The sequence below is a fragment of the Acinetobacter sp. V91_7 genome, assembly GCF_031799075.1.
GTDB classification, from domain to species: Bacteria; Pseudomonadota; Gammaproteobacteria; order Pseudomonadales; family Moraxellaceae; genus Acinetobacter; species Acinetobacter calcoaceticus.
The window spans coordinates 539,694-563,861 of record NZ_JAVQNT010000043.1 but is presented as its reverse complement, the minus strand read 5'-3'; the positions used below and the strand labels follow the sequence as shown (position 1 = coordinate 563,861).

Here is a 24,168-nt window from a genome sequence, read left to right as displayed (position 1 = left end):
TTAAACTTCGACCTCTTCTTGTTGTCTTAAAACATAATGTTTAAACAGGCCTGCCAAAATGCCTGAAAGAATACCAATAAAAATAGCCGCAGATAAGTTAATCCAATAGCAGGCTAAAGCTGAAACGACTAAAGATACAGCGACTACGAGGCTATGTTTTCGCTCAAAAGCCGCTAACAAGAAACTCAAAAATAAAGCTGGAAGTAAAAAATCTAATGCTGCTTGTAAAAACTTTGGAAGATGAGTGACCTGATCTGCAAATAATCCGCCTAGTAAAGAGCCACTTGCCCAAGCCATCCAACTAAATAAGCTAAGTCCTAACATCCAAGACTCAGACCATTGCTGACGACGTTGTGAAAGTTGGATCATGCCACTTGCAAAAACTTCATCGGTCAATCCCCATGCCCAAACCGCCGTTTTTTTAAGATTTAACTTGCTTGGAATGAGGTTATATAGGGCAGGTCCATAAAGCACATGGCGAATATCAAGTGCAATGACGGTTAATGCCGTTAACCAGATGGATGAACCGCTGGCCAAAAGTGCGACAACCAAGAACTGACTGGCTCCAGCATACATTGAGCAAGATAGGAAAAAAGCTTCCCATGGTGTAAACCCAAACTGAGATGCAGAAACACCGAAGGCAAAAGAAACGGGTAAATAGGTGAGTACGATAGCTTGACTATCTTTGGCACCTTGCCAAAAAGTTGCCGTTTGATCAGCTATCAATTGTTGTTTGGACACAATGCACCTTGGCAATAAACCAAATGATAAAAATACTTGAAAGATTGAGTATTGTAGCCGAATTTAATAGCATAGTGCCGAAATGTTTAATCGGCAGTTTGATATGTTCAACGCAAAGATTCGTTTAGTTTATATCGCCATGTTGAGTGCAGGTATTTTTACATTGCAGGGCTGTGACAATGGTAATCAGGGTGCAGAAAAAAAAGTAGAAATTAAACCAGCACCGAAACTAACCAATGATGCAACTGTTTATGCTCAAAAAGCATGGACATTAATTAATACGGTTGAGCATTTGGTTTATGAAAAGCAACTGAGTCAAATCGATGACAAAGTTCGTAAACCTTTACGTCAATTGAGTACGGACTGGCGTATTAATGTGAAAATGACTGACTCAGTGACAGAAGGGAAATACGCACTTTGTCGTAAAGCTTTAACGAGTCTAGATGTGTGGGCACGCGAAACGCTTGAAAATAATGATTCTGCTGCTAAGAAACAAGCAGATTATGAGCGGGATAAAGCGCAATGTAAGGATGCGATCGATACGCCAAATCTTGGAAATACTTCTCCAAAATAAAGCAGACAAATATAAAAAGCGAGATGATCAATCTCGCTTTTTTGCTTTTAAACGATAATGAGTGAATGTTAATTACGGTTTTGTCGCAGCTTTAGCGGTGTTTGCAGTTTTCACAGCATCCTGTTTCATTTGATGAGCCATTTGTTGCGACTTATGTTGAGCATGAGTCGCGCTGGTCATTGCATCATGTTTTTGCGTGGTTAAATCCTTTTTCACATCCTGTTTAGTTTTAGTTGCTTCTTTCTTCACTTTTTGAGCGGTAGTTTTTCCATGTACCGCTACACATTTTCCACCTTTGTGATTTTGTCCTGTACCGCCTTGTAATTGAGTTCCTTTAGGACATGCAAATGCCGAAACACTTAACATAGCCAATACGCCTGCTGTAAGAATTTTTGATAATTTTTTCATGTTAATCAGTGCCTTGTTGAGTATTATTGCTCAGCTTGAGTGTAGGGTGAAAATATCTGCTTTAACACATTTATTTTGTGGAAATAAAGTTTGAACAATGTTTTGATTTGCAGTGTTATCTAATTTTTTAATTTAATTTTAAGTTTTTATTATTTAGCCGCTTTTAAAAAATTAGGATTGTGCTTGAGCAACTACTTTCAATTTCTCAATATCTAGAATCTCAATTTTTCTAAAAGCAATTTTGATGATTTTCTGTTTTTCGAGCAGGCTCAGCTCATGGTTGATAGTCTGTCTAGATGTGGTCAGCATATTTGCCAATTGTTCTTGAGAAATATGGATGTGATGATCTTGAATAAGAATATGATTCCCATAACCTTCTAAAATGAACAGAAGACGTTGAGCAAGCCTTTGAGAAATACTGCGTGTTTGTATAGCAATCTGCTCTAAGAAGACATACCTGAGTTTTTGGCTCGTTAAACGAGCAAAATAGTACCAGTAATAGGGATTTTCTTTGAGTAGCTCATTTAAGGGCCTTGCAGGAATATGCAGAACCGTACTTTTTTTCAAAGCAATCGCATCGTGTGAGCGCGGTTCATGATCAATCAGCGATATTTCGCCAAACCACATAATTGGCTCAGCAATTGCAGAAAGTGCTTCATTACCATTTACGTCAACATAACCCAAGCTAATTGATCCTTCAAGCACAGTATAAATGCCATCAAACACATCTTGGGCACGGAACACATAACTATTTTTTTCAAAGGTTCTTTGCTTACCATGTTCTAGAATAAAGTTTTGGAATGCCTCCGGAAGCACACTAAACCATGTGTTTTCTTTTAATCGGTTAATATAAATAATGTCCAATATTTGGGCCATCCATGAAAAAAATCATTACTTTGTCAAATAGCTGACAACTTTAAGTTTTCCTTATTTGTACAGTATGACTATATGTTGATAAATAGGGAACAACTCATGTCAAATCTGGAGCAACAGCTTAGCAAATATGCGGCTTACCACTTAAATCATAAAAATATTTTGACGCATTTTATTGGTATTCCACTCATCGTGTTTTCAATTTTATGTTTAACAGCAAGAGCTGGGATAGATATTGGTAGTTTTAAACTTACTTTAGCCATGGTGTTGATTGCAGCTAGTACGATTTATTATTTTATTTTAGATAAAGTATTTGGTTTACTCATGCTGATTCTTTTAGTCGCTGTCTATCCACTTGCGAGCCAAATTGCCCAATTATCTTGGGGAGAATGGTTAGCAGCAAGCGTTGGTTTCTTTGTGGTGGGATGGATCTTTCAGTTTGTTGGGCATTATTTCGAAAAGAAAAAACCAGCTTTTGTGGATGATGTGATTGGACTCGCGATAGGACCGTTATTTGTATTGGCAGAATTTATATTTATGCTAGGTTTTAGAAAGCCATTGCATGCGCGTATTTTACAAGAGGCACGCAGTAAACGAAAGATGATGGATCTGAATCATTCCTTATAAATATAAAAAAAGCCCCAATATGTTGGGGCTTTTTTTTAAACTTTAACTTAAACATTAAAACGGAAGTGCATTACATCGCCATCTTGAACGATGTAAGTTTTACCTTCTAAACGCCATTTACCAGCTTCTTTAGCGCCGTTTTCACCGTTGTATTGTACGAAGTCATCATAAGCAACAACTTCAGCACGGATAAAGCCTTTTTCGAAGTCAGTATGAATCACACCAGCTGCTTGAGGAGCGGTTGCACCAACTTTTACTGTCCATGCACGTACTTCTTGTACACCAGCAGTGAAATAAGTTTGTAAACCTAAAAGCGCATAACCTGCACGAATAACCACATTTAAGCCTGGTTCTTCCATGCCCATTGCTTCTAGGAACTCAGCACGATCTTCATCTTCTAATAATGAAATTTCAGCTTCGATTTGGTTGCAAAGAGGGACAACAATTGCGTTTTCTTCAGCAGCAAGTTTTTTTACTGCATCTAAATGCGGATTATTTTCAAAACCGTCTTCAGCAACGTTGGCAATATACATCGTTGGTTTTAAAGTCATTAAACCAAAACCACGAACTAATTTACGTTCGTCATCAGACAAATCAGCCGCACGAGCTGGTTTACCTTCGTCTAGTAATGGTTGGATTTTTTCTAAAACTGCTTTAGTTGCAACAGCTTCTTTGTCACCGCCTTTAGCAACTTTAGTTAAGCGTAAAATTGCTTTAGCAACAGTTTCAAGGTCTGCAAGTGCAAGTTCAGTATTGATGGTTGCGATGTCATCTAACGGATCAATTTTACCATTTACGTGAATCACGTTTTCATCTTCGAAACAACGTACCACGTGAGCAATTGCATCAGTTTCACGAATGTTAGCAAGGAATTGGTTACCTAAGCCTTCACCTTTTGATGCACCAGCAACAAGACCTGCAATATCTACAAATTCCATTGTAGTTGGCAAAATACGTTGCGGTTTAACAATCGCAGCAAGTTTGTCTAAACGTGGATCTGGTACAGGAACAATACCTGTGTTTGGCTCAATGGTACAGAAAGGGAAGTTTTCCGCTGCAATTGCTGCTTTCGTTAATGCATTGAAAAGGGTAGATTTCCCTACGTTTGGCAGACCAACAATACCGCAATTAAAACCCATGAAAACCACTCACAAATGTGTAAATTAAAAATTGTCGCTGATTTTACATGAAAGCCATGACAAAGTCATGGCTAGAGCAGGGTTCTCTTGCGTTTAAACTTTACGTTTATCAAGTTGCTGGGCTAATGCATCACCAGTCGCTTGTACTAACATGACTAAAACAATCAACACTAAAATTACAGCGACCATAATTTGCATATCAAAACGTTGATAGCCATAACGATAAGCGATGTCTCCTAAGCCACCAGCACCAATAGCACCAGCAATAGCAGAGGAGTTGATCATGGTAACAATAGTCACGGTAAAGCCTGCCACAATACCTGGTAAAGCCTCCGGTAAAAGCACATGCCAAATAATTTGTTTACGGTTACAACCCATTGCTTGTGCTGCTTCAATTAAGCCTTGATCGACTTCGCGTAAGCTGACTTCTGCAATACGCGCAAAGAAAGGAATTGCTGCAATAGTTAAGGGAACAACGGCTGCCCAAACGCCATAACTCGTACCTACAATCCAGCGAGTAAGCGGAATCAGGGCAACCATTAAAATAAGAAAAGGTACAGAACGAGTAATGTTGATTACCCAGCCCAAAGCCTGATTAATCTTTTGTGATGGGTGAATGCCATGCTCAGAAGTACTTACTAGAACTACAGCAATCGGTAAGCCAATTAAAAAAGCAATAAACGCAGATGCACCCACCATCAGTAAGGTATCTACAGTTCCACTAATTAATAGATCAATGAGCTGGTCGGGCATAGCCAAGTACCTCAAATTGTGCAATTGCTGTTAATGCGTCTTGTCGGATGGATGAAATATCAATTTCTACATTAGGGATACCCACTAAAAGTGAGCCAATAATATGCCCTTGAATGGTATCGACCTGACTTTGATATAAATTGACGGGTGCTTTAAACTTAGCAAGTAGTTCTTGAATATCAGGAACCTGATGTGCTTCAGCCTCATATTTAAGTTTTATAATAATATGAGTCGAATTTTCATCCGGTAACGGACTGATCTTAAAAGGTAGAGTGATCTGTTCAAGATTCAGCAATTCTTGAGTAATTTGTTGCTCTGGTCGTGAAAATACAGACCAAACTTGTCCAGCCTCTACAATCTCACCTTGATCAATCACTACGACTTGATCGCAAATTTCTCGAATGACCTGCATTTCGTGAGTGATTAATACAATAGTTAAGCCAAGCTCCTGATTAATCTTCTTAAGTAAAGCCAAAATAGTGGCTGTACTTTCTGGATCAAGCGCTGAAGTCGCTTCATCACAAAGTAAAATTTCAGGGTGATGAACAAGTGCACGTGCAATACCGACACGTTGCTTTTGCCCACCAGAAAGTTGTGATGGATAATAGCTAGATTTATCTGCTAGCCCGACTAAAGCCAAAACTTCATTTACACGTTGGTCGATATCTGCTTTGTTGTAATTGGAAACTTTTAAGGGCAATGCCACATTTTCCCAAACTGTTTTTGCAGACATTAAATTGAAATGTTGGAAAATCATTCCAATGCGTTGACGGGTTTGGATGAGCTCGGCATGACTCAATTCAGCAATGTTTTGTTGATGAATATGAATACTGCCAGTATTCACTTGTTCCAAGCCATTTAAAGTACGGAGCAAGGAAGATTTGCCTGCACCGCTTTTCCCAATAATGCCTAAGATTTTACCTTGGGGAACATCAAGGTTAATTTCTTTTAAGGCATGCAGTTTTTGACCCTGCGATTGGTAAAATTTATTTAAACCGCGAATTTTGATATGGGGTAGAGAAAAATCAACTTGTGATCCAAAACTCACCATCGTCATTCTCCTTATTTCCAGCCTTGAAACCACATACCTTGGCCAAAGTCTTTATCCAGAATGTCTTGTGCTTGTTTTGAGTTCTGGAATGCTTTAACAAAGGTTGCTAGTTTTTGGTTTTTATCTTGGTAATCGCGACGGGTCACAAACAAAATTGCATATTTTTTATCGATTGGATCTAAAAATAATGCGCTATGTGGGTCGGTTACCTTTGCCATTTTTAAATAGTGAGGAAAGCCGAAAATTAAATCGACATCGTTGTATGCATGTGCGGTTTGAGGGCCTTCAACTTCAACAAAATTTAGCTGTTTAGGATTCGCAATGATGTCTTGGGTCGTTGAAAGTTCATTGTTGCTATCTTTAAGCTGAATTAAGCCAGCACGGTGTAATAAAATTAAAGCGCGAGCTAAATTGACTGGGTCGTTTGGAATAGCAACACGTGCTTTTAAAGGTAAATCATCAAGTGTTTTATATTTTTTTGAATATAAACCTACGTGACTTCCTGAACCCACAGCAAATGCGTGTAAGTCATATCCTGTTTCTTTAACTGCATTACGTAAAAAAACGCTTTGCTGGAAAAAGTTTGCATCAATATCGCCGTTTTGTACGGCAACATTCGGTGCTCGCCAGTCAGAAAATTCAACAAGCTTGACGTGAACACCTTGCTTTTCAACTTCATTGGCAACGCTTTGTAATAGCTCAGCATAAGGTGGGCTAATGCCAATCGTTAAAACATCATCGGTTTGCTTATTTTTAATATAGCGATAACCGATGAGACCCAGAATCACGATTAAAATCGTAATTCCGAGTAACCAAGGCTTATATTGTTTGAACTGAATAGCCATAATCTTTCCGTTATTACTTCCAGCCCGGGAACCAAAGCGTTGGTCCAATCTCAGCATCTAAGACAGCTTTAACTTTTGGCGAGTTTTGATAAATCTCAACAAATTTCTTCAATTTGTCGCCCTTGTCCTGATAGTCATCACGCACTACAAACAAGATGGCATAACGTTTATTGGTATTGTCATCAAGTAAAAGTGCACTTTCAGGGTCAGCTGTTTTTGCTAAGCGTAAGTAATGTGGGTAGCCAAAAGCTAAGTCAACATCATCAATTGCACGAGCAGTTTGTGGTCCTTCAACCTCGATGAATTGCAAGTTTTTAGGGTTTGAAACAACATCTTTGAGTGCAGATAAATGATTGTTTGAATCTTTAAGCGTAATTAATTTAGCTTGCTGTAAAAGTAGTAGGGCACGACCTTGGTTCACTGGATCATTTGGAATGACTACACGTGCATTTTGTGGCAATTCATCAAGGCTTTTATATTTCTTTGAATAAAGTCCCACATGTGATGCTGCACCCACAGCAAATGCCTTTAATTTAAAGCCAGTTTCTTTAATTGCATTGTCTAAGAACGGTTGATGCTGGAAAAAGTTCGCATCAATATCTCCATGATTTAAAGTAATGTTTGGTGTATTCCAGTCAGAAAATTCAACCAGTTTCACATTTAAACCCTGTAGCTTCGCTTCATCGGCAGCAGCTTGTAAAGTTTTTGCAAATGGTGGACTAATGCCAATTACAAGTTCATTTGAGCCACTTTGACGGTGTTTATTCCAAAAGAATAAAGCAACAAAAAGGACTACAACGACTAAGCCTACGCCTAGCCATTTTTTAGAGGCTGTTTGAGCCATGTCTATCTCCAAATTTAAGCAGTTATTTCTTCAATTTTTGTTAAGTTTTTGCTGTTGTTATAGGGACTACATCGGAACGCTTGAACAGGGTGCTGTTTCGGTAATTGATCACCCCGATTAAAGATTTTGTTCCGTAGTGAACCCGTTTTATATGCAGTTTTATAGCGACCACGTTGTTGTAGCTCAGGAATGACCAAGCGAATAAAGTCGTGGTGAGACTCAGGTGCAACAGTACGCGTCAAATTAAAGCCATCAATATCGGTTTCATCTAAAAGATGGATTAAATATTCAGCAACTTCTTCGCCACTACCGACAATGAGTGGATAACGACCACCCAAAACATGTTGAGCTTTTAAATCATTTTTAGTGATTTGCTGTTCTTTAAATTTTTCGGTAATGGAAACAATGCTGTTACTTTTCTGATAAGGAATTGCTTCATCATCAGCAAACTTACTCAAGTCAATACCTGTTGAACTCGCATAATGAGCTAAGCCTGCTTCAGGGCTTGCGTACTGACGGTATTCATTAAGTTTTTGTACAGCCAAATCATGTGTTTCGGCAACAACAACGGTTATGCCAACAAAGACTTTAATGTCATCCGCTGAACGTCCTTGTTGTTCGGCAAGAGCACGAATCTTTTTCACTTGTTCACGAATTTTTTCGGGTTTGTCACCGCCAATAAATACACATTCAGCATGACGAGTCGCAAACTGCATACCTTTCGGTGAAGCACCAGCTTGAAATAATGTTGGGGTGCGTTGCACGGAAGGAGATACCTGAAATACGCCTTCACTTTGGTAATATTTACCGTGATGGTGAATGGTATGTACCTTAGTTGGGTCTGTAAAAACACGATTTGTTTTATCTTTTTTTACAGCGTCGTTTTCCCATGAACCTTCCCAATATTTATAGCAAAGCTCTAAAAATTCTTCGGCTTGTTCATACCGTGCATCGTGGTCTTTTAAACCTTTTTGACCGATAAGACGTTCCGCACTATCTAGATAACCGGTAACAATATTCCAGCCAATACGACCTTGAGTTAAGTGGTCAAGACTCGCAAAGCGACGGGCAAATTGATACGGATGTTCATAGCTTAAATTAACAGTGACCCCAAAACTTAAGTTTTGAGTGACTGCTGCCATAGCTGAAATGAGTGTGGAAGGGTCATGGCTCGGAAGCTGAATAGACTCTTTTAAAGTCAGATCAATACCATTTTGATAGACGTCATATACACCTGTAATATCGGCAATAAACAAACCATCAAATAGGCCACTTTCTAAGGTTTTGGCTTGTTCTGTCCAATAGCTCAGTTCATTAAAACGGTGTGACTCATCACGTGGATGTGTCCATAGACCATGATTAATATGCCCAACACAGTTCATATCAAAGGCATTCAGCAAAATTTCTTTAGCTTTAAAATCTGTCATTACAATGTCCCCCGACGAGGTGGTAGAACACCGTTTAAAACATAGTTACCGATAAAGTAATATTTCCAGCGTGCAGCATCATGCAACGTATGCACACGCGCATTTCGCCAAAAACGGTCTAAGCCATCTTGTGCTTGACTACCACGGCTACCAGCAAGTTCAATCAGCTTCGACGACGCTTTTAATGCGATATCGCTACTATGAGCACGTACTTTGGCAACATCAATTGAAGCCTTAGCAATCCTTTCAGGTGTGGTTTCAATTTTTGCGGCATCAATTGATTGAGCAGCTTGTTTTAATAGAACTTCACTTGCTCGTACATCTACGGCAATGCGTCCTAATTCATAAATCGTTAAAGGATCTTGGCTTGCCATTTCTACTTGTGAATCAATCCATGGGCGGGCTTGATGCACTCTTTGCAAGCTTTCTTCAAAGGCTGCACGTGCAATGCCTACCTCAATCGATGCATGCATAATTTGGGCAAAAGGTCCCACTAAAGTTGGTTGTAAAAATGCAGTATCAAAAGGAATAACATCGTCTGCATCTACAAAAACCTGATCAAACTTAACTGTGCCGCTGCCTGTGGTTTTCTGTCCAAAGCCAGACCAGTCATCGACAAGTTTTAATCCTTGCGAACCACTTTTTACAAACGCCAGATATTCGCGGCTTGCATCATCTAAAACTAAGGTTGGAATACGATGAGCAAATAAACTTCCTGTGCAGTAAAACTTTTCACCTTGAATGAGATAACCATTTTCGTGTGGACGGATATTGGTTTGTTTGTGAGTCGAAGTTTTTGTTTTAAATTCAGCAAGTGCATTACCAAAGCGCGTGCCATTTAACACCTCGCCATATAAGCGTTGTTTTTGAGCTTCTGTTCCCGTATTGCGTAAGACTTCTAAAGCATAGAAATGGTTTTGTGGAATTTGACCAATTGAACCATCTGCACCACTTAAAAGAGCAATAACCTTAGCAACAGTATGACTTGAAACTTCGGCACCACCATATTGCTTTGGTACTGTAATTGCCCAAAGCCCAGACTGGCTCAAAGCATCAATTTCGGTATACGGTAAAATTCGCTTGGTATCGCGTTCTACTGCGGTTTTTTTAAATTGCTCAGCAAATTGTTTAGCAATTTCTAAAGCTTCAGCATCATTTTGAATAATGTGTGCTTGGTTTGATGCCGATGTGTGTTTAGTTTGAACCGATTGATATGAAGTCATGACAATTTCTCCTTAAATCCAAGCATGGCGGGCAGGGAAATGACCATTCAGGTAATAATTGCCAATGGCATGTAATTTCCAGCGAACAGGGTCGTGTAACGTATGTACACGGGCATTTCGCCAATGTTGATCTAAATTGTGCTGGCTTAAACTTGAACGGCTACCGCCAAGTTCCAGCAGTTTTTCAGAGATTTGTAGAGCGGCATCATTGGCATAGACTTTCGCTTCAGCAACCAAAATTGAAGCTTTCGCTACTTGTTCATCAGTGACATTTTCAAGTTGGTCAAGTTCATCTAAATATTCAGCAGCTTCATCAAGTAGTAAAATTGCAGCATCGAGCAAAATATTTAACTTACCAACCTCTTGCAGTGTGTAATGCTCAAAGCTGGCTTTTTCAACATTTGCATCAATAATTGGACGTGCTTTATGAATAGTTGATAAGGTATCTTCAAAAGCGGCTTCTGCAATTCCAACATCAATTGCAACTTGTAATAACTGTGAATAAGCACCGCGATAAGTTGGGACTTGTGTTAATAAGCGTTCATCAAAAATAAGTTCAGGATTAACTTCAACATCATTTAATTTAACTGTACCGCTCGCAGTTGTACGTTGACCAAAGCCATTCCAGTCATTAATGACTTCAATGCCTTGAGTATCTCGGTTAACAATCACTAAAACGACATGGCCTTCAAGATGAACAGCCTTAATTGCAAGCCAGTGAGCAAAACTTGTTCCAGTCGAATAAAATTTCTCACCGTTTAAAATATATTTACCATTTTCAATGGAGAGCGTGGTTTTTAGTGTTTTTGAGTCATGTGTATTGCGTTCTGGGCCACCGTTGGCAAGACGTTTTCCTGCTAATATTTCTGAAAAGATAAATTGTTTTTGTTGTTCTGTGCCCATGATTTCGATCAGGTTTAAAAGGCTAATCTGATTTTGTGGAATCTGACCAACATTTGCATCGCCTTTACTTAAAATACGGAAAATTTGTGCCAAGGTTTTATTGGATACAAAAGCTCCGCCATATTTTTTTTCAATTCGGATTCCGCCTAAGCCTTTTTGGCTAAAGCTTTCGATTTGCTCATGAGGTAATAAGCGTTGTTGATCACGTGTATTACGACCCTCTAAAGCATAATCCGCCACTTGATAAGCGGCATTAATGGCTTGTTGATCATTTTGAATGACTTGGACGTATGCCGTCGTTTTAGATAGAGAATTAGACATAATGACACCTTGTATTGCTGTCATTACCTTACAAAAGAAATAATTTTCCACTAAACGAGGACTTATGCTCAGCTTATGAAATAAAGTGCAAAGCATTTTTTTTGATTTTTAAAGGATAAATAAAGATATGTAAAGTTTATATTAATCAACACTTTATATTTTTAATGCAAAAAAATAATAACAAAACTCGTTTTAATATGAAAAAGAGCAATAAGTACGGTAAAAAAAGATATAAAAAAAATAGACTTAACTGTCAGCAAAAATGAGCACAATATCCATTGTTTTCACTAAAAATAGCTTCTAAAGTATCTACTTACCATCGACCATTTTTGTACAAATAGTCAAATAAAAATAAACGTGGAGATTTTATGCGGGTTTTGTATCAGTTTCCTTTGTCCCATTATTGTGAAAAAGCTCGCTGGTTGTTAGACCATAAAGAACTTGATTATGTGGCTCATAACTTGATTCCAGGGTTTCATCGTGCTTTCGCACAACTCAAAACAGGGCAAAATTTGCTGCCAATTTTGAAAGATGATCATCAATGGATTGCTGAATCAACCAAAATTGCACTTTATCTGGATGATACCTACCCAGAACACGCGCTTTTGCGCCGTGATGAGCAACTTAGGCAACAAATACTGAAAATTGATAGTTTGGCTGATGATCTTGGGATACATGTGCGCCGTTGGGCATTAGCACATAATTTAGCCCAAGGGGACCATGCTCTAGAAATTATGATGGGTGAACAAGGCTATTTACGTCAGTTTGAAAAAATATCAAAACCTTTTCTCAAAACACTCGTAAAGAAGAACTATAAGCTTGAAGAAGAGTTAGTGAGCCAATCCAAAAAGCAGATGGACGAACTCATAAATGAACTAAACCAGTATCTAATAGAAAATCAAGCACGCTATATGGTGGGTGACCGATTAAGTCTTGCCGATATTTCTGTCTGTTCGATGCTTGCACCACTATTAGAGGTGAAAGGTACGCCATGGGAGCGTGAAGAAGCAGAAGAAGTGTCTGAGGAATGGAGCAACTATCAAAAATATTTGCTTGATTTACCTCTAGGCCAATATGTTTTAAGAATATATCAAACCGAAAGAAACGCACGTGTAGATTGGCGAGGAATTTAAAATTTATAAAATGCCCTGATTTTCTCAGGGCATTTTTGTAATATTTCTAAGTTCAGTCATTAACTTAAATATTACTATCAATTTTCTAAATGATTTTTATTAAAACATTTATATATATTATTTTGCTATAGGAATTTCTTTATTTACCTCATTATTCAACTTTAGTCTAAATGCTTAATAATTTTTAATTTTTATTATTTTCACAAAATACAATTTTTCTAAAAACAGTTTTTAGCTCAAGTTAAGCCTCTTTATTGTGCATGTGTTTACATTGTAATCAATAATTGCCACATTAAAGTGTAAATAGATGAGCTTAATAATAGACAGAAGATTAAAACATAGATTAAAGTAGAAACATGTTAGCAGTTTTAAAGGTATTAACTCTGCAAAACAGACTGAATAAAATAAGTGAAGCAAATGGATGTGTCCTACTTGGAAAAGTTGGCGCGATAATTGCAATTTAATAATAAATCACTCTATTGCTCTATATGAATGATTCTATAGATAAATAGAGAGAATGATCATCAAGGAGTTCTTATGAAACGTTCTGCAACCTCTCTCATTATTTCAACATTTATGCTTTGTACGGTTGGTGCTACTTCTCAAATTCAGGCAGCAGATACATTAGCTAAAATTAAAAGCAGCGGAAAAATCATCATTGGCCACCGAGAATCTTCTGACCCAATTTCATATGTTGTTGCAGGTAAACCAGTAGGTTATGCAGTCGATATCTGTAACCAGTTTGCAAATGACATTAAAAAAGAATTGAAAATGCCTGGGCTAAAAGTTGAGTACAAGGCAGTAACTTCATCAACTCGTATTCCTGAACTTTTAGCAGGCAATATCGATATGGAATGTGGTACGACCACAAACTCTAAGCAACGCCAAGAACAAGTTGGTTTCTCAACAAACTACTATGCGACTGAAGTACGTATGGCAGTTAAAGCGAACTCTGGCATTAAAAGTTTGGCAGATTTAAATGGCAAGGCTGTTGTAACAACTCAAGGTACAACATCTGATAAATACATCAAGATGAATGAAAAAGGCCAAGCGCTTAATATCCAAAACATCTATGGTAAAGATCACTCTGACTCTTTTGCTATGATGGCATCAGGCCGTGCTGCTGCATTTGTCATGGACGATAATATTTTAGCTGGCTTAGTTGCCAAGTCTTCTACACCTAAAGCTTTCGCAATTGTTGGTCCAGTACTTTCATCAGAGCCTTATGGCATTATGCTTGCTAAAGGTGATACAAAGTTTAAAGCGATTGCTGACCGTACTGTAAATAATCTATGGAAAACTGGTCAAATGGACGCTTTATATAAGAAGTGGTTCTTATCGCCAATTCCACCAAAAAATACAAATTTGAACATGCCACAAAGTTCATCTTATAAAAAATTAAAAGCTCACCCAACAGATGCAGGGATCTAACAAGATCTTTTTGTCCTAAATTTACTTAAGCAAGTGAAACCTCACTTGCTTAAGCGGTCTATTTTCCTAAAGATATTCATTTAAGGGGCAAACATGTCAGTCGGCTCGCTAAACTGGACTATATTCTGTGCGGAGTCTAATGAATATGGTGTCGATAAAGCCGCATGGGCAGAATCAGTCTGTAGAGTAATTGGTAGCTCAAGCTACAATGCTCATGCTGAAGCGCCCACATGGTTACAAATGTTAGGTTCAGGCGTCTTTACTATGGTTTGGACAGCTGTTATAGCCTTTCTTATCGCATTTTTATTAGGTTCTCTCCTAGGGGTAATTCGTACATTACCCAACAAACCTCTCGCATTTATTGGCAATTGTTACGTTGAAATTTTCCGTAATATTCCACTTATTGTGCAGCTATTCTTCTGGGCATTTGTTTTTCCTGAATTTTTACCGGATAGCATAAGTGCAGGCAGTGGAGATGTTGTTGCTGGTGGATGGTGGAAAAATCTTTTAAATCAGCAACCTGCGGTTATTGGTGTTTTTGCATTAGGTCTCTACACAGCTGCGCGTGTATCTGAGCACATACGTGCTGGTATTAATACTGTTTCAACAGGACAAAAATTTGCTGCTTCCGCAGTAGGTTTTACCACTGCACAAAGCTATCGTTATGTCATTTTACCTGTTGCATATCGTACTGTGTGGCCCACGATTACTTCTGAAGCAATGAACGTTTTCAAAAACTCAGCTGTTTTATATGCATTAAGTGTTTTGAACTTCTTTGCTTATACAAAAACCATGCGGGAAGAAACTTCTCAGGACATCATCATTCTTATTCTCTCTACACCTGTTTATTTGATTATCACTTATAGCATTAAGTTTGTGATGGCATGGATTGAGAAACGAATGGCTGTACCTGGCTTAGGTTCAGGAGGGAAGTAATTATGGATTTTTCTTTATTACAAAATCCTGACGTGATCGCGGCACTCAAAGAAGGTTTCATTTTTACCCTTACCGTGACTGTATTGGCGATGATGGGCGGTATCTTGATCGGAACCCCATTGGCAATGATGCGTTTATCAAGCAGTGCCATTGCAAGTAATTTCGCAAAATTTTATGTCGATCTGTTTCGTGGTATTCCATTGATTCAGGTGATCTTTATTTTCTACTTTTTGTTGCCAAAAATATTTGAGTTTCAATCTGATACATATTGGGGACCGTTGTTTTCGAGTGTTGTGACTTTTGCTATTTTTGAGGCTGCATTTTTCTCGGAAATTGTACGTTCCGGAATTCAGTCTATTTCAAGAGGTCAGGTAAATGCAGGTTACGCGCTAGGTTTTACCTATGGTCAATCAATGCGCTACGTGGTTTTACCTCAAGCCTTTCGTAACATGCTCCCAGTATTGTTAACTCAAACAATTATTTTATTTCAGGATATCTCATTAGTGTATGTGATTAGTGCGCCAGACTTTTTAGGTCGTGCAGATACCTTGGCTAATACTTATGGTCCTGAAACGAAAGCAACATTCTATTTAATCGTCGCTGTAGTGTACTTCTGTAGTTCGTTTGTGCTGTCGCAATTAGTCAAACGCTTACAGCAAAAAATTGCCATCATTCGCTAATTGGAGATTTTAAATGCCAATGATAGACATCCAACATATCTCTAAATGGTATGGTGATTTTCAGGTTTTAACAGATTGCACGACGAGTATTGAAAAAGGTGATGTCGTTGTTGTTTGCGGACCATCTGGTTCAGGAAAATCAACACTCATTAAAACAGTAAATGCGTTAGAACCATTTCAACAAGGTGACATTATTGTTGATGGAGTTTCTTTGAAAGATTCAAAAACGGATCTTGCTAAATTCCGTTCACGAGTGGGAATGGTCTTTCAACACTTTGAACTTTTTCCACACATGACTGTCTTGGAAAATTTAACAATTGCTCAAGTCAAAGTGTTAAAGCGTTCAGTTGCCGATGCTCGTGCAAAAGGCCTGAAATATTTAGAACGTGTAGGTTTACTTGCGCATAAAGATAAGTTTCCGGGCCAATTGTCTGGTGGACAGCAGCAACGTGTAGCGATTGCACGCGGCTTGTCCATGGACCCAATTTGTATGTTGTTTGATGAACCAACTTCTGCACTTGACCCTGAAATGGTCGGTGAAGTACTTGAAGTGATGGTACAACTTGCACATGAAGGTATGACCATGATGTGTGTTACACATGAAATGGGTTTTGCTAAAAGAGTATCTAACCGTTTAATTTTTATGGATGAAGGTAAGATTTTAGAAGACTGCCCAACGCATGAATTTTTTGATAATTTAGATGCTCGCCACGAGCGTGCTAAACTTTTCTTAGAAAAAATTCAAGCCATGCACTAATACTGGTAATAAAAAAAGAGCCTTCAAAAGGCTCTTTTTTTATTACATCTGATTTTTAAAAATTATACTTTGCTAACAAATTGATACGCGAGTAATCACCCTTATCACCTGCAAAAGTTTCTCGCTGACCGTAAGTATATTCTGCACCTAAATCAATATTTTTAACTGGATTCCAGATTAAATTGACCAAAGCATTATAAATTTCTTTGTTATAGCTAGTACTGGTTAAATTGCTATTTGCATAGGTGCTATCATCTTTATATTGAACACCGCCTATTGCAAAAGTAGAGCGGAGGATAGGGCTCCATTTTCGTTGATAGCCAATAACGGCACTATCAAATTCACCTAAATTAATATCTTGTGTTGTTGTGTCATAGGCATAAGCAGAATTGCTATAAGATAAATAGCGGCCATCTCCTTTAACATGATAGTAGTTAGCAACTAAGCTATCCTGAGGAGTTAAATCATATTTACCACCAACCCCAATACCCCAACCAAATTTTTCTTCAGAAGAGCTATCTTTGGGCGCCACTCGATTTTCATGTGCAAGACCATGTAATTGTAATAGGCCTTTATTATCTGCAGTTTTAAAATCATATCGTGCTGTTAAAGCAGGAAAGCGGCTTCCCCCAGCAGCATTACTCACTTTTTCGACATCACCGCCTTCTAAGGCAACTAATATTTTCTGTTGTGCATTAATTGGCTGAGTGTAACGAACCTGTACCGTACGTGTAGTGCCTGTACCAACAGCTCCAGTGAAATCTAGTGTTTCTGGTGAGGTATCAGTATTTACAAAAGGTGAAGTCGTTTGACCTGCTAACCATTTACCTAAAGACATGTAGGCATGGCGAACACGGAAGGTTCCATTGCCATTATCACCATTTCCACCCATGAAATCGGCTTCAATTTTACCCGTTAAATCTCCGTATTGAGTAGGCCGAGTAATATCTAGACCAATTCGTGAGGTCGCAGCAGATACATTTAACGAATCTTGTCTTGGATCATCTTTATTTAAAGGGTAGTTGGCTGCATTTGAAATGCTTCCATTTGAACCTTTAAAGTCGTAGGTAGCATCTACTCGGACATTACCATAAAGCTTAACTTGGGTTTGCCCATCAGCCATTGCCATCCAACCCGGTTTTGATACAGGAGAGGTAGAAGCAGCAGGTGTTGCGGGAGGTGCTGGTGGAGTACTGACTGACAAAGCTGTTTTTTGTTGATCAGATAGTTTCTGGACGAGTTGTTTTAAATCATTTACTTCATTACGCAACGCATTAACTTCAGCATCTGTAGCTGCATGCACAGGCATTGTCACGCTAATTACACCTAAAGAACTCATTGCTAGCACTAGTGTTTTGATCTTATTCACAGGAATTCCCCGACATGGATAAAAATTTTCCTGTAAATACATAACAATAATAATGCCAACTTTAAGAAATTAGAAAAATAGTCAAATTTCTATTCTTATCATTGCTTTATGTCAAAATAGAAGTGTAAATAGGACCTTTCATTAAAAAAAATAAATGAGAGCATGAAATTGACTCTCTAAAATGAGTCATATGCTCCACTATTTGCACGGTTAAAATGCATAACTGCAATAAAATATGTAAAAGAAATAAATGTTTTAGCTATTTTTAAACCTTCGTATTTTTCAATGCGTGGGAGTTGTATAGGGTATACTGTCCTCATTGTAAAATTCTGGCTGGAGATAGGAATGGAGTTAGATCGTTTTGATAAACAAATTCTAGAAATTTTGTCTCATGAAGACTTAAATTTGAATGAACTTTCAGAACGGATCAATCTGTCAGTCAGTTCTGTGCATCGCCGGATTAAGCACCTAATTGAAGCCAACGTTATGGGTCAGCTCAAAAGGGAAATTAATTTTAGTAAACTTGGCTTTACCTTGCACATCTTATTGCAAGTTTCATTGAGTAAGCATGACACTGAAACATTTGACAAGTTTCTTTCCGAAATAGAAGCAATTCCAGAAGTGACCAATGCATTTCTAGTGACAGGGCAAAGTGCTGATTTTATTTTGGAACTTGTAGCACGCAACATGGATGACTACAGCGAAATTTTATTAAGACGTATTGGAAAAATTGACAATGTGGTTGCTTTGCATTCCAGCTTTGTTATTAAAAAATATAATGTTTTTAACTGCTATAACTTATTAAATAAACTATAAAAAAACGCACCATTGGGTGCGTTTTTTTTTTCAAATGTTTGATTTAGGCATCAAGTTGAGCCAAAACCTCATCTGTGAACTCAACGTTGGTATAAACGTTTTGTACATCATCGAGATCTTCAAACATATCAATCATTTTAAGAATTTGTTTTGCTTGGTCAACATCAGTAATTTCAGCTTTGGTTGATGGACTCATGACCACTTCTGCATTGTCAGATTTTAAACCAGCAGCAGTCAGAGCATCTTGAACTTCACCAAAAGTTTCTGGTGAAGTGATTACCAAAATTTCATCTTCTGAAACTTCAATATCTTCAGCGCCAGCTTCTAAAGCAACTTCCATGATTTTGTCTTCTAAAGACACATCTTCAAAAGTAATTTCACCACGTTTAGTAAATAGATAAGCTACAGAACCTGCTGTACCTAAGTTACCATTTGTTTTACTAAAACAGTGACGTACATCTGGTACTGTACGGTTTAAGTTATCTGTCATTGTCTCAACAAGAACAGCAACACCGCCAACACCATAACCTTCGTAAGTTACTTCTTTTAAATCATCATTATCTTCACCACCGGCACCACGTTGGATTGCACGGTTGATGGTGTCACGTGTCATATTAACTGAAAGAGCTTTTTCAACTACTGCACGCAGACGAGGGTTGCTAGCAGCATCTCCACCGCCAAGTCTGGCAGCAGTCACAATTTCACGAATATATTTAGTAAAAACTTTACCGCGACTTGCATCTTGTTTCGCTTTACGATGCTTAATATTGGCCCATTTAGAATGACCCGCCATGGACGTGAACTCCAAAAAAGAAAATGCAAAAGTGCTGGAATATTAGCATAGGCTTGGTTTTGTTGAAAACTGTTGCCCTGCGTTTTGTTAGCCGATTGAATAAGAATAATAAGCTTAAGGCCTAATGAGTGAGATTAGGCCGAATCAAGTCCAATTTGATTTAGCTAATTTTAATGTCTATGTCAAATTGTGCATATAGCTCTTTAATCGTTTCCAAATCTTTTTGTAAGTCTGTTGGATAAATTTTGCCTAGAATTCCACCTTGTTTGCTTCGGGCGTTGGCATACATAAGTACAATAGGAACATTGGCTGCTTTGGCAATATGCCAGAAACCTGTACGGATAGGTTTACGTTCAGAGCCATCTTTGGCACGAGTAGCTTCAGGAGCAATCACCAAGTTAAAAGTTTCATGAGTTTGAAATTGTTCAACCATTTGAGAAACAATATCTTTACTCGCTTTGCGGTCAACGGGAATGCCACCAAGTTTTTCTAGAATTGGCTTAAGGGGACCCTTAAAAAGTTCTTTCTTTATTAAAGTATGAATCTTAATGTCTAAAATTTGGAAGAGAGCAATAGATAGCACTGCATCTAGATTAGAGGTATGTTCAAAGCCAATAATAACTTGTTTTTTCTCAAGAATTTCTGGATCTACATTATAGGTCCAGCCAGCAGCTTTAAAGATAGAGTTACCTAGAAATTTTTTCATAGATCAGTGCAAGGTGATAAATTTTCAGGATTCTAATATGAGTTTGTAAAAAAGCCTAGAAAAATTATGAAAGCTAAAGTAGCGCATTCAAAATTAAGATTATCTAAGCTATAAAAGATTTAAAATGTTTATTTATTTTTCTTTTAAACTTAATATTAAAAATAATAAACTTAGATAATTTTAAAACTTAAGATACCTGCTGAGGTATCTCTTCATTAATCAAATATTTAATATATTGCCAAATTTTTTCAGAGTTAATAAGCGTTTTATCTGTTGTTCCATCAATAATCATCCCATCAATAATAGAAATAATAATGTGAGTAAGTGGAGTAGGGTTTTCTATCCCTAATCGAGTGAGTTGTTCTTGTAATAAATGAGTCAACCACTTCGTATATTCATAAAATGGTTCACGAATTGAAGTATATTGTTTAGACACTTCAATAAATGCTTTTTTAAATAAACATCCATTAAATGTTTCACTATTGATCCATTCAATATACCAATTAAAAATAATATGAATTTTCTCAAGTGGGTTAGCATCTTGATGTAAACTTAGTTGTTCATTAATTGAGTTTTGAATATTTAAATTTCGATGTTGCAAACACTCCATAATTAAATTTTCTTTTGAAGGAAAATATTTATAAAATGTCATCTTTGCAACGTTAGATTCAGCAATAATACGGTCAACACCAGTAGCATTGTAACCAATCTGATTAAATAAATTTAAAGCAGTATTTATAATATCTTCTTTTTTTGACATTACTATTCCATATAGTTAGCACTAATTATAACTTAATCTAAAAAATTAAAATTTTAATATGAATTATCATAATAAAAAAAGGGATTAGATACAAGTTTATATTGTGATAATGATTATCATTAACTAAGTTTTTTTTTAAATTTTCTATTTGATTTCGTATGATTTTAATTCTAATATTGATTGATAAGGGAACATATTTAAATATTAATTTAAGTCATTGTTTTTATAATAAAAGATGTAAAAAATCGATCAGGCTTCAATAAGTTTAATGAGAGTGGATATGCCTAAGAAATTTGAGAATTTTAATAATCCTAGAAAGAAAGCACTCGCAGGGATGAAGCAAAGCATTTCAGCCGAACTATGGGGAAAAAATTCAGACTTTTTAACCTGTTTAAGAGCAAAAATTGCTAACCATGCCGTGTCAAATCATCCAGCAATTGATATTTTAAATGACGGAAAAATTAATAAAGAAAATTTAAAAAAAATTCACTTAGAATATCGTCACGCAATTGTGCAAACTTTTACTGATGCACTGCTTATGGCCCAATTTCAAACTAAACAATTAGAGCCAAGATTGCATGCTGGCGCAAAAATGTTTCCACGTTTTCTTTTAAGCCTAAATATTTTTGATGAGTTTGGATTTCGACCCGGTTTAGATAAAGATGGTTATTATCAGGGAAACCCAGAATATGCTCACTATCCTTTATTTGAAGATGTATTAAATGATTTCGGTATTACGGAAGAAGATCGTCTGACTTATCAACCAAGTGACATTGCAGATCAAGTTAGAGTATTTTTAGAAAATGCTTACCATGACTATAAAGCTGTTTCAGCCTTATTAGCAGTCGCGGAAGAAGAGGTTATCCTTTACAGTCCACCTTTACGTAAAGCAACTAAAGCCGTCGGTTTGGAGGTGGAGGGTGGTGGTTATTATCATGTACATGGTATTTCTGAGGATGAGAGTGCCGAAGCCGCGGATGATGATCATGAAGAAGACTTATGGTATGTCTTGATGCAAGCTTGTACAGAAGAAGATTATAACTATATTGAAAAGATATGCTTAGAGTATTGTGATTTATGGGAAAAGTTCTGGGATACTCAATTAGAGCATTCGGAACCTATGCGGAAACAAATCTTAGCCTAATAGATGAAGCAGAAATATTCAGTGCACAAAGAAAATTTATTTTAAAAAAGCTGAAGTTTGGGAATAAAAATAAATTTTAAAATTTGATAATTAAATTTTAAGTATTGTTTATAACGGTGAACCAAATTCTATTTGAATACATATTAAAAAACCCCATAAACTTTTTAGTTTATGGGGTTTGGTATTTGGTGGGCCCACACAGACTTGAACTGTGGACCAACGGATTATGAGTCCTGAATTAAAAGTATTTATTACTGTTGATGATTGTCTATTAAATTTATTTATTTTTAGTTAAAACATGAGGTTAATATAAAAGTGTGTTGATTGGTGTTGACTATGATTGAATTAATTTGCTTACATACTGCTTACACCAAGCCCATGTAACTACTTTCTAATGAAAACTAAGTTCACAACCTTAAAAGTTTTAAAACTGGATCCTCCGCCAGAGGGTAAAAACCAAATTTTCTATTGGGATAGTGACACACCTAGCTTGTCAGTTAGAGTAACACAAAATGAAAACAGGTCTTTTATTTTTCAAAGCCGAGTTTCAGGCAAATCAATTCGCATAACTATTGGTGGTGTTTCTGTCTGGTCTCTTGATGATGCAAGAAAAGAAGCTAGGCGTTTACAACAGCTTTGCGATCAGGGTATCGATCCGCGACGTAGTAAAGCAGAAGAGAATGATAAAAATAATGAATATTCTGGTTTTCAAGAGCAAAAGAAGATTAAGTTTGAATCTGCTTATATGGAATATGTAGAAGAAAATAAAACAGCATGGAGTAATCGTTATATTGATGATCACTTTACTTTAATACATCGGGGTGGGGAAAAGAAAAAAAGAGGACAGGGTTTAACTGTGCCTGGTGTTTTAGCTTCTTTATTAGATAAGCCTTTATATGAGATTAATTCAGAGTTTATTATTTATTGGCAAATTGAAGAGGCTAAAACTAGACCAACCCGTGCAGCACTAGCATTTAGGACATTAAGAGCATTCTTAAATTGGTGTATGGAACATGAAGTATATTCACAAGTAGTTAATGCGGAAGCACATAAATCAAAACGTGTTCGTAAAGTAGTTCCTACCGTTAAGGCCAAAAAACAAGCTATACAAAGAAATCAATTAGCGGCTTGGTTTAAAGCAGTAAATGATTTACCAAATATAATGCACCGAACATTCTTACAAATAACGATTTTAACTGGTCCACGTTCTGAATCTATGCGTGCTCTCGAATATCCTTTAATAGACTTTAAATGGAAAACTATTAAAGTCTGGGATAAATTTGAGCAAGATTACCGCATTATTCCGATGACTAGATATGTAGAAAAATTATTATCAAAATTACCTAAACATCCAGAATCAAACTTTGTTTTTTGGTCAACACAATCTAATTGCGGATATGTTACCGATGTGCGTAAAAAATACTATGAACATTTAGAAGAGAAGGGTTTACCACGTTTTACAATTCATGATTTAAGACGTTCGTTCAGCAACTTAACTGAGTGGCTAGATGTACCAGCGGGAGTAGTTGCTCAAATCATGGGGCATAAACCCAGCGCAACCCAAGAGAAGCATTATAAAGATCGTCCAGTTGATTTACTAAGAATACATCACCAACGTATTGAAGATTGGATTTTAACTGAAGCGGAAATAATAGACGAAGAAAAAGGGGCCTAAGCCCCTACAAGATTTCGGATATCGGTTAATCGCCATCGAGCTCCATTTTTTGTCATTACTGGTGTTAAATCTCCACATCCTCGACTTGCCCAAACTCTCAAAGTATTAGGCTTATAACCTAGTACTTTAGCAGCATCATTCGTACTTACTAAACTTGCACCAGAATCAATGAGCTGCTGTAACTTCTCTTCTTTGCGTAATTTTAATGCTCCCATCTATATCACCTCACCAAAATACTG

26 protein-coding genes are annotated in these 24,168 nt (G+C 37.1%); 10 read left to right on the top strand and 16 right to left on the bottom strand.

The features are described from left to right. Positions 1–723 (bottom strand): AzlC family ABC transporter permease, encoded by a 723-nt coding sequence (locus tag RMB03_RS17690; protein ID WP_311077170.1) that lies wholly within the window; start codon positions 721–723, stop codon positions 1–3. Between the two features lie 121 nt (positions 724–844). Here RMB03_RS17690 and RMB03_RS17685 point away from each other — a divergent pair, with 121 nt between their 5' ends. Then, positions 845–1,315: a hypothetical protein gene (locus RMB03_RS17685; protein WP_311077098.1), complete on the top strand. Its 471-nt coding sequence runs from the start codon at positions 845–847 to the stop codon at positions 1,313–1,315. Between the two features lie 72 nt (positions 1,316–1,387). Here RMB03_RS17685 and RMB03_RS17680 read toward each other — a convergent pair whose 3' ends face one another. After that, positions 1,388–1,723, bottom strand: a complete 336-nt coding sequence (locus RMB03_RS17680) for a hypothetical protein (RefSeq protein ID WP_311077097.1) — start codon at positions 1,721–1,723, stop codon at positions 1,388–1,390. A 171-nt stretch (positions 1,724–1,894) separates the two neighbouring features. After that, the gene (locus RMB03_RS17675) at positions 1,895–2,599 is read right to left on the bottom strand and encodes a Crp/Fnr family transcriptional regulator (protein WP_311077096.1); all 705 of its coding nucleotides are present in this window, start codon (positions 2,597–2,599) and stop codon (positions 1,895–1,897) included. A gap of 96 nt (positions 2,600–2,695) precedes the next feature. Here RMB03_RS17675 and RMB03_RS17670 point away from each other — a divergent pair, with 96 nt between their 5' ends. Further along, positions 2,696–3,223, top strand: coding sequence for an Mpo1-like protein (locus RMB03_RS17670; protein WP_311077095.1), 528 nt, complete (start codon positions 2,696–2,698; stop codon positions 3,221–3,223). 47 nt (positions 3,224–3,270) lie between these two features. On the opposite strand, the gene ychF is transcribed toward RMB03_RS17670, so the two are convergent. From ychF to RMB03_RS17630, 8 genes are all read right to left on the bottom strand, one after another. Next, positions 3,271–4,362, bottom strand: a complete 1,092-nt coding sequence (gene ychF, locus RMB03_RS17665; protein ID WP_017390507.1) for a redox-regulated ATPase YchF — start codon at positions 4,360–4,362, stop codon at positions 3,271–3,273. Between the two features lie 93 nt (positions 4,363–4,455). Further along, complete coding sequence (locus RMB03_RS17660) at positions 4,456–5,115, bottom strand: methionine ABC transporter permease (RefSeq protein WP_080026837.1); 660 nt, start codon at positions 5,113–5,115, stop codon at positions 4,456–4,458. Next, complete coding sequence (locus RMB03_RS17655) at positions 5,096–6,172, bottom strand: ATP-binding cassette domain-containing protein (RefSeq protein ID WP_311077094.1); 1,077 nt, start codon at positions 6,170–6,172, stop codon at positions 5,096–5,098. Before RMB03_RS17655 ends, RMB03_RS17660 begins: the two co-directional genes overlap by 20 nt. Positions 6,173–6,177: 5 nt before the next feature. Then, positions 6,178–7,011 carry a MetQ/NlpA family ABC transporter substrate-binding protein gene (locus RMB03_RS17650; RefSeq protein WP_311077093.1) on the bottom strand — a complete coding sequence of 278 codons (834 nt, stop codon included), beginning with the start codon at positions 7,009–7,011 and terminating at the stop codon, positions 6,178–6,180. A 13-nt stretch (positions 7,012–7,024) separates the two neighbouring features. Beyond that, entirely contained in the window at positions 7,025–7,855 is an 831-nt protein-coding gene (locus RMB03_RS17645; protein ID WP_005041242.1) for a MetQ/NlpA family ABC transporter substrate-binding protein, read from the bottom strand. A gap of 14 nt (positions 7,856–7,869) precedes the next feature. Beyond that, positions 7,870–9,282 (bottom strand): LLM class flavin-dependent oxidoreductase, encoded by a 1,413-nt coding sequence (locus RMB03_RS17640; RefSeq protein ID WP_205469398.1) that lies wholly within the window; start codon positions 9,280–9,282, stop codon positions 7,870–7,872. Next, complete coding sequence (locus RMB03_RS17635; RefSeq protein WP_311077092.1) at positions 9,282–10,505, bottom strand: SfnB family sulfur acquisition oxidoreductase; 1,224 nt, start codon at positions 10,503–10,505, stop codon at positions 9,282–9,284. Before RMB03_RS17635 ends, RMB03_RS17640 begins: the two co-directional genes overlap by 1 nt. A 12-nt stretch (positions 10,506–10,517) precedes the next feature. After that, the gene (locus RMB03_RS17630; protein ID WP_311077091.1) at positions 10,518–11,753 is read right to left on the bottom strand and encodes an SfnB family sulfur acquisition oxidoreductase; all 1,236 of its coding nucleotides are present in this window, start codon (positions 11,751–11,753) and stop codon (positions 10,518–10,520) included. Positions 11,754–12,097: 344 nt separating this feature from the next. On the opposite strand from RMB03_RS17630, the gene RMB03_RS17625 reads away from it, so the two are divergent. From RMB03_RS17625 to RMB03_RS17605, 5 genes are all read left to right on the top strand, one after another. Beyond that, positions 12,098–12,862, top strand: a complete 765-nt coding sequence (locus RMB03_RS17625) for a glutathione S-transferase family protein (protein ID WP_005041237.1) — start codon at positions 12,098–12,100, stop codon at positions 12,860–12,862. A gap of 537 nt (positions 12,863–13,399) precedes the next feature. Beyond that, the gene (locus tag RMB03_RS17620; RefSeq protein WP_005041235.1) at positions 13,400–14,293 is read left to right on the top strand and encodes an amino acid ABC transporter substrate-binding protein; all 894 of its coding nucleotides are present in this window, start codon (positions 13,400–13,402) and stop codon (positions 14,291–14,293) included. A 93-nt stretch (positions 14,294–14,386) separates the two neighbouring features. Continuing rightward, positions 14,387–15,229, top strand: a complete 843-nt coding sequence (locus RMB03_RS17615) for an amino acid ABC transporter permease (RefSeq protein WP_004642555.1) — start codon at positions 14,387–14,389, stop codon at positions 15,227–15,229. Between the two features lie 2 nt (positions 15,230–15,231). Continuing rightward, the gene (locus tag RMB03_RS17610; RefSeq protein ID WP_080026845.1) at positions 15,232–15,909 is read left to right on the top strand and encodes an amino acid ABC transporter permease; all 678 of its coding nucleotides are present in this window, start codon (positions 15,232–15,234) and stop codon (positions 15,907–15,909) included. Positions 15,910–15,922: 13 nt separating this feature from the next. Further along, positions 15,923–16,666, top strand: a complete 744-nt coding sequence (locus RMB03_RS17605; RefSeq protein ID WP_003651348.1) for an amino acid ABC transporter ATP-binding protein — start codon at positions 15,923–15,925, stop codon at positions 16,664–16,666. Positions 16,667–16,721: 55 nt separating this feature from the next. Here the strand turns inward: RMB03_RS17605 and RMB03_RS17600 are convergent, their stop codons facing one another. Next, positions 16,722–18,035 (bottom strand): DcaP family trimeric outer membrane transporter, encoded by a 1,314-nt coding sequence (locus RMB03_RS17600; RefSeq protein ID WP_311077090.1) that lies wholly within the window; start codon positions 18,033–18,035, stop codon positions 16,722–16,724. 345 nt (positions 18,036–18,380) lie between these two features. Between RMB03_RS17600 and RMB03_RS17595 the strand changes: the two genes are divergently transcribed. Beyond that, positions 18,381–18,851, top strand: coding sequence for an Lrp/AsnC family transcriptional regulator (locus RMB03_RS17595; protein ID WP_004642558.1), 471 nt, complete (start codon positions 18,381–18,383; stop codon positions 18,849–18,851). Positions 18,852–18,894: 43 nt separating this feature from the next. Here RMB03_RS17595 and RMB03_RS17590 read toward each other — a convergent pair whose 3' ends face one another. The 3 genes from RMB03_RS17590 to RMB03_RS17580 all read right to left on the bottom strand — a co-directional run bounded on the left by RMB03_RS17590 (position 18,895) and on the right by RMB03_RS17580 (position 21,110). Then, the gene (locus tag RMB03_RS17590) at positions 18,895–19,644 is read right to left on the bottom strand and encodes a YebC/PmpR family DNA-binding transcriptional regulator (RefSeq protein ID WP_045432830.1); all 750 of its coding nucleotides are present in this window, start codon (positions 19,642–19,644) and stop codon (positions 18,895–18,897) included. 160 nt (positions 19,645–19,804) lie between these two features. Further along, the gene (locus RMB03_RS17585; RefSeq protein ID WP_005041223.1) at positions 19,805–20,350 is read right to left on the bottom strand and encodes a 1-acyl-sn-glycerol-3-phosphate acyltransferase; all 546 of its coding nucleotides are present in this window, start codon (positions 20,348–20,350) and stop codon (positions 19,805–19,807) included. Between the two features lie 187 nt (positions 20,351–20,537). After that, positions 20,538–21,110, bottom strand: a complete 573-nt coding sequence (locus RMB03_RS17580) for a TetR/AcrR family transcriptional regulator (protein ID WP_056479505.1) — start codon at positions 21,108–21,110, stop codon at positions 20,538–20,540. A gap of 280 nt (positions 21,111–21,390) precedes the next feature. Here RMB03_RS17580 and RMB03_RS17575 point away from each other — a divergent pair, with 280 nt between their 5' ends. Next, positions 21,391–22,254, top strand: a complete 864-nt coding sequence (locus tag RMB03_RS17575; RefSeq protein WP_311077089.1) for an iron-containing redox enzyme family protein — start codon at positions 21,391–21,393, stop codon at positions 22,252–22,254. Between the two features lie 394 nt (positions 22,255–22,648). Beyond that, positions 22,649–23,929 (top strand): integrase family protein, encoded by a 1,281-nt coding sequence (locus RMB03_RS17570; protein ID WP_311077088.1) that lies wholly within the window; start codon positions 22,649–22,651, stop codon positions 23,927–23,929. On the opposite strand, the gene RMB03_RS17565 is transcribed toward RMB03_RS17570, so the two are convergent. Beyond that, on the bottom strand, positions 23,926–24,144 hold the full coding sequence (locus RMB03_RS17565; protein WP_311077087.1) for a hypothetical protein: 219 nt from the start codon (positions 24,142–24,144) through the stop codon (positions 23,926–23,928). The two genes, RMB03_RS17570 and RMB03_RS17565, sit on opposite strands and share 4 nt — an antisense overlap. Positions 24,145–24,168 lie beyond the last annotated feature (24 nt).

Coding starts and splice junctions, on each gene's coding strand:
- RMB03_RS17565 (WP_311077087.1), bottom strand. CDS start 24,144: ATGGGAGCATTAAAATTACGCAAAGAAGAGAAGTTACAGCAGCTCATT.
- RMB03_RS17645 (WP_005041242.1), bottom strand. CDS start 7,855: ATGGCTCAAACAGCCTCTAAAAAATGGCTAGGCGTAGGCTTAGTCGTT.
- RMB03_RS17595 (WP_004642558.1), top strand. CDS start 18,381: ATGGAGTTAGATCGTTTTGATAAACAAATTCTAGAAATTTTGTCTCAT.
- RMB03_RS17570 (WP_311077088.1), top strand. CDS start 22,649: ATGAAAACTAAGTTCACAACCTTAAAAGTTTTAAAACTGGATCCTCCG.
- RMB03_RS17590 (WP_045432830.1), bottom strand. CDS start 19,644: ATGGCGGGTCATTCTAAATGGGCCAATATTAAGCATCGTAAAGCGAAA.
- RMB03_RS17575 (WP_311077089.1), top strand. CDS start 21,391: ATGCCTAAGAAATTTGAGAATTTTAATAATCCTAGAAAGAAAGCACTC.
- RMB03_RS17610 (WP_080026845.1), top strand. CDS start 15,232: ATGGATTTTTCTTTATTACAAAATCCTGACGTGATCGCGGCACTCAAA.
- RMB03_RS17685 (WP_311077098.1), top strand. CDS start 845: ATGTTCAACGCAAAGATTCGTTTAGTTTATATCGCCATGTTGAGTGCA.
- RMB03_RS17635 (WP_311077092.1), bottom strand. CDS start 10,505: ATGACTTCATATCAATCGGTTCAAACTAAACACACATCGGCATCAAAC.
- RMB03_RS17625 (WP_005041237.1), top strand. CDS start 12,098: ATGCGGGTTTTGTATCAGTTTCCTTTGTCCCATTATTGTGAAAAAGCT.
- RMB03_RS17680 (WP_311077097.1), bottom strand. CDS start 1,723: ATGAAAAAATTATCAAAAATTCTTACAGCAGGCGTATTGGCTATGTTA.
- RMB03_RS17655 (WP_311077094.1), bottom strand. CDS start 6,172: ATGACGATGGTGAGTTTTGGATCACAAGTTGATTTTTCTCTACCCCAT.
- RMB03_RS17640 (WP_205469398.1), bottom strand. CDS start 9,282: ATGACAGATTTTAAAGCTAAAGAAATTTTGCTGAATGCCTTTGATATG.
- RMB03_RS17675 (WP_311077096.1), bottom strand. CDS start 2,599: ATGGCCCAAATATTGGACATTATTTATATTAACCGATTAAAAGAAAAC.
- RMB03_RS17660 (WP_080026837.1), bottom strand. CDS start 5,115: ATGCCCGACCAGCTCATTGATCTATTAATTAGTGGAACTGTAGATACC.
- RMB03_RS17670 (WP_311077095.1), top strand. CDS start 2,696: ATGTCAAATCTGGAGCAACAGCTTAGCAAATATGCGGCTTACCACTTA.
- RMB03_RS17580 (WP_056479505.1), bottom strand. CDS start 21,110: ATGTCAAAAAAAGAAGATATTATAAATACTGCTTTAAATTTATTTAAT.
- RMB03_RS17620 (WP_005041235.1), top strand. CDS start 13,400: ATGAAACGTTCTGCAACCTCTCTCATTATTTCAACATTTATGCTTTGT.
- RMB03_RS17650 (WP_311077093.1), bottom strand. CDS start 7,011: ATGGCTATTCAGTTCAAACAATATAAGCCTTGGTTACTCGGAATTACG.
- RMB03_RS17630 (WP_311077091.1), bottom strand. CDS start 11,753: ATGACAGCAATACAAGGTGTCATTATGTCTAATTCTCTATCTAAAACG.
- ychF (WP_017390507.1), bottom strand. CDS start 4,362: ATGGGTTTTAATTGCGGTATTGTTGGTCTGCCAAACGTAGGGAAATCT.
- RMB03_RS17605 (WP_003651348.1), top strand. CDS start 15,923: ATGCCAATGATAGACATCCAACATATCTCTAAATGGTATGGTGATTTT.
- RMB03_RS17615 (WP_004642555.1), top strand. CDS start 14,387: ATGTCAGTCGGCTCGCTAAACTGGACTATATTCTGTGCGGAGTCTAAT.
- RMB03_RS17585 (WP_005041223.1), bottom strand. CDS start 20,350: ATGAAAAAATTTCTAGGTAACTCTATCTTTAAAGCTGCTGGCTGGACC.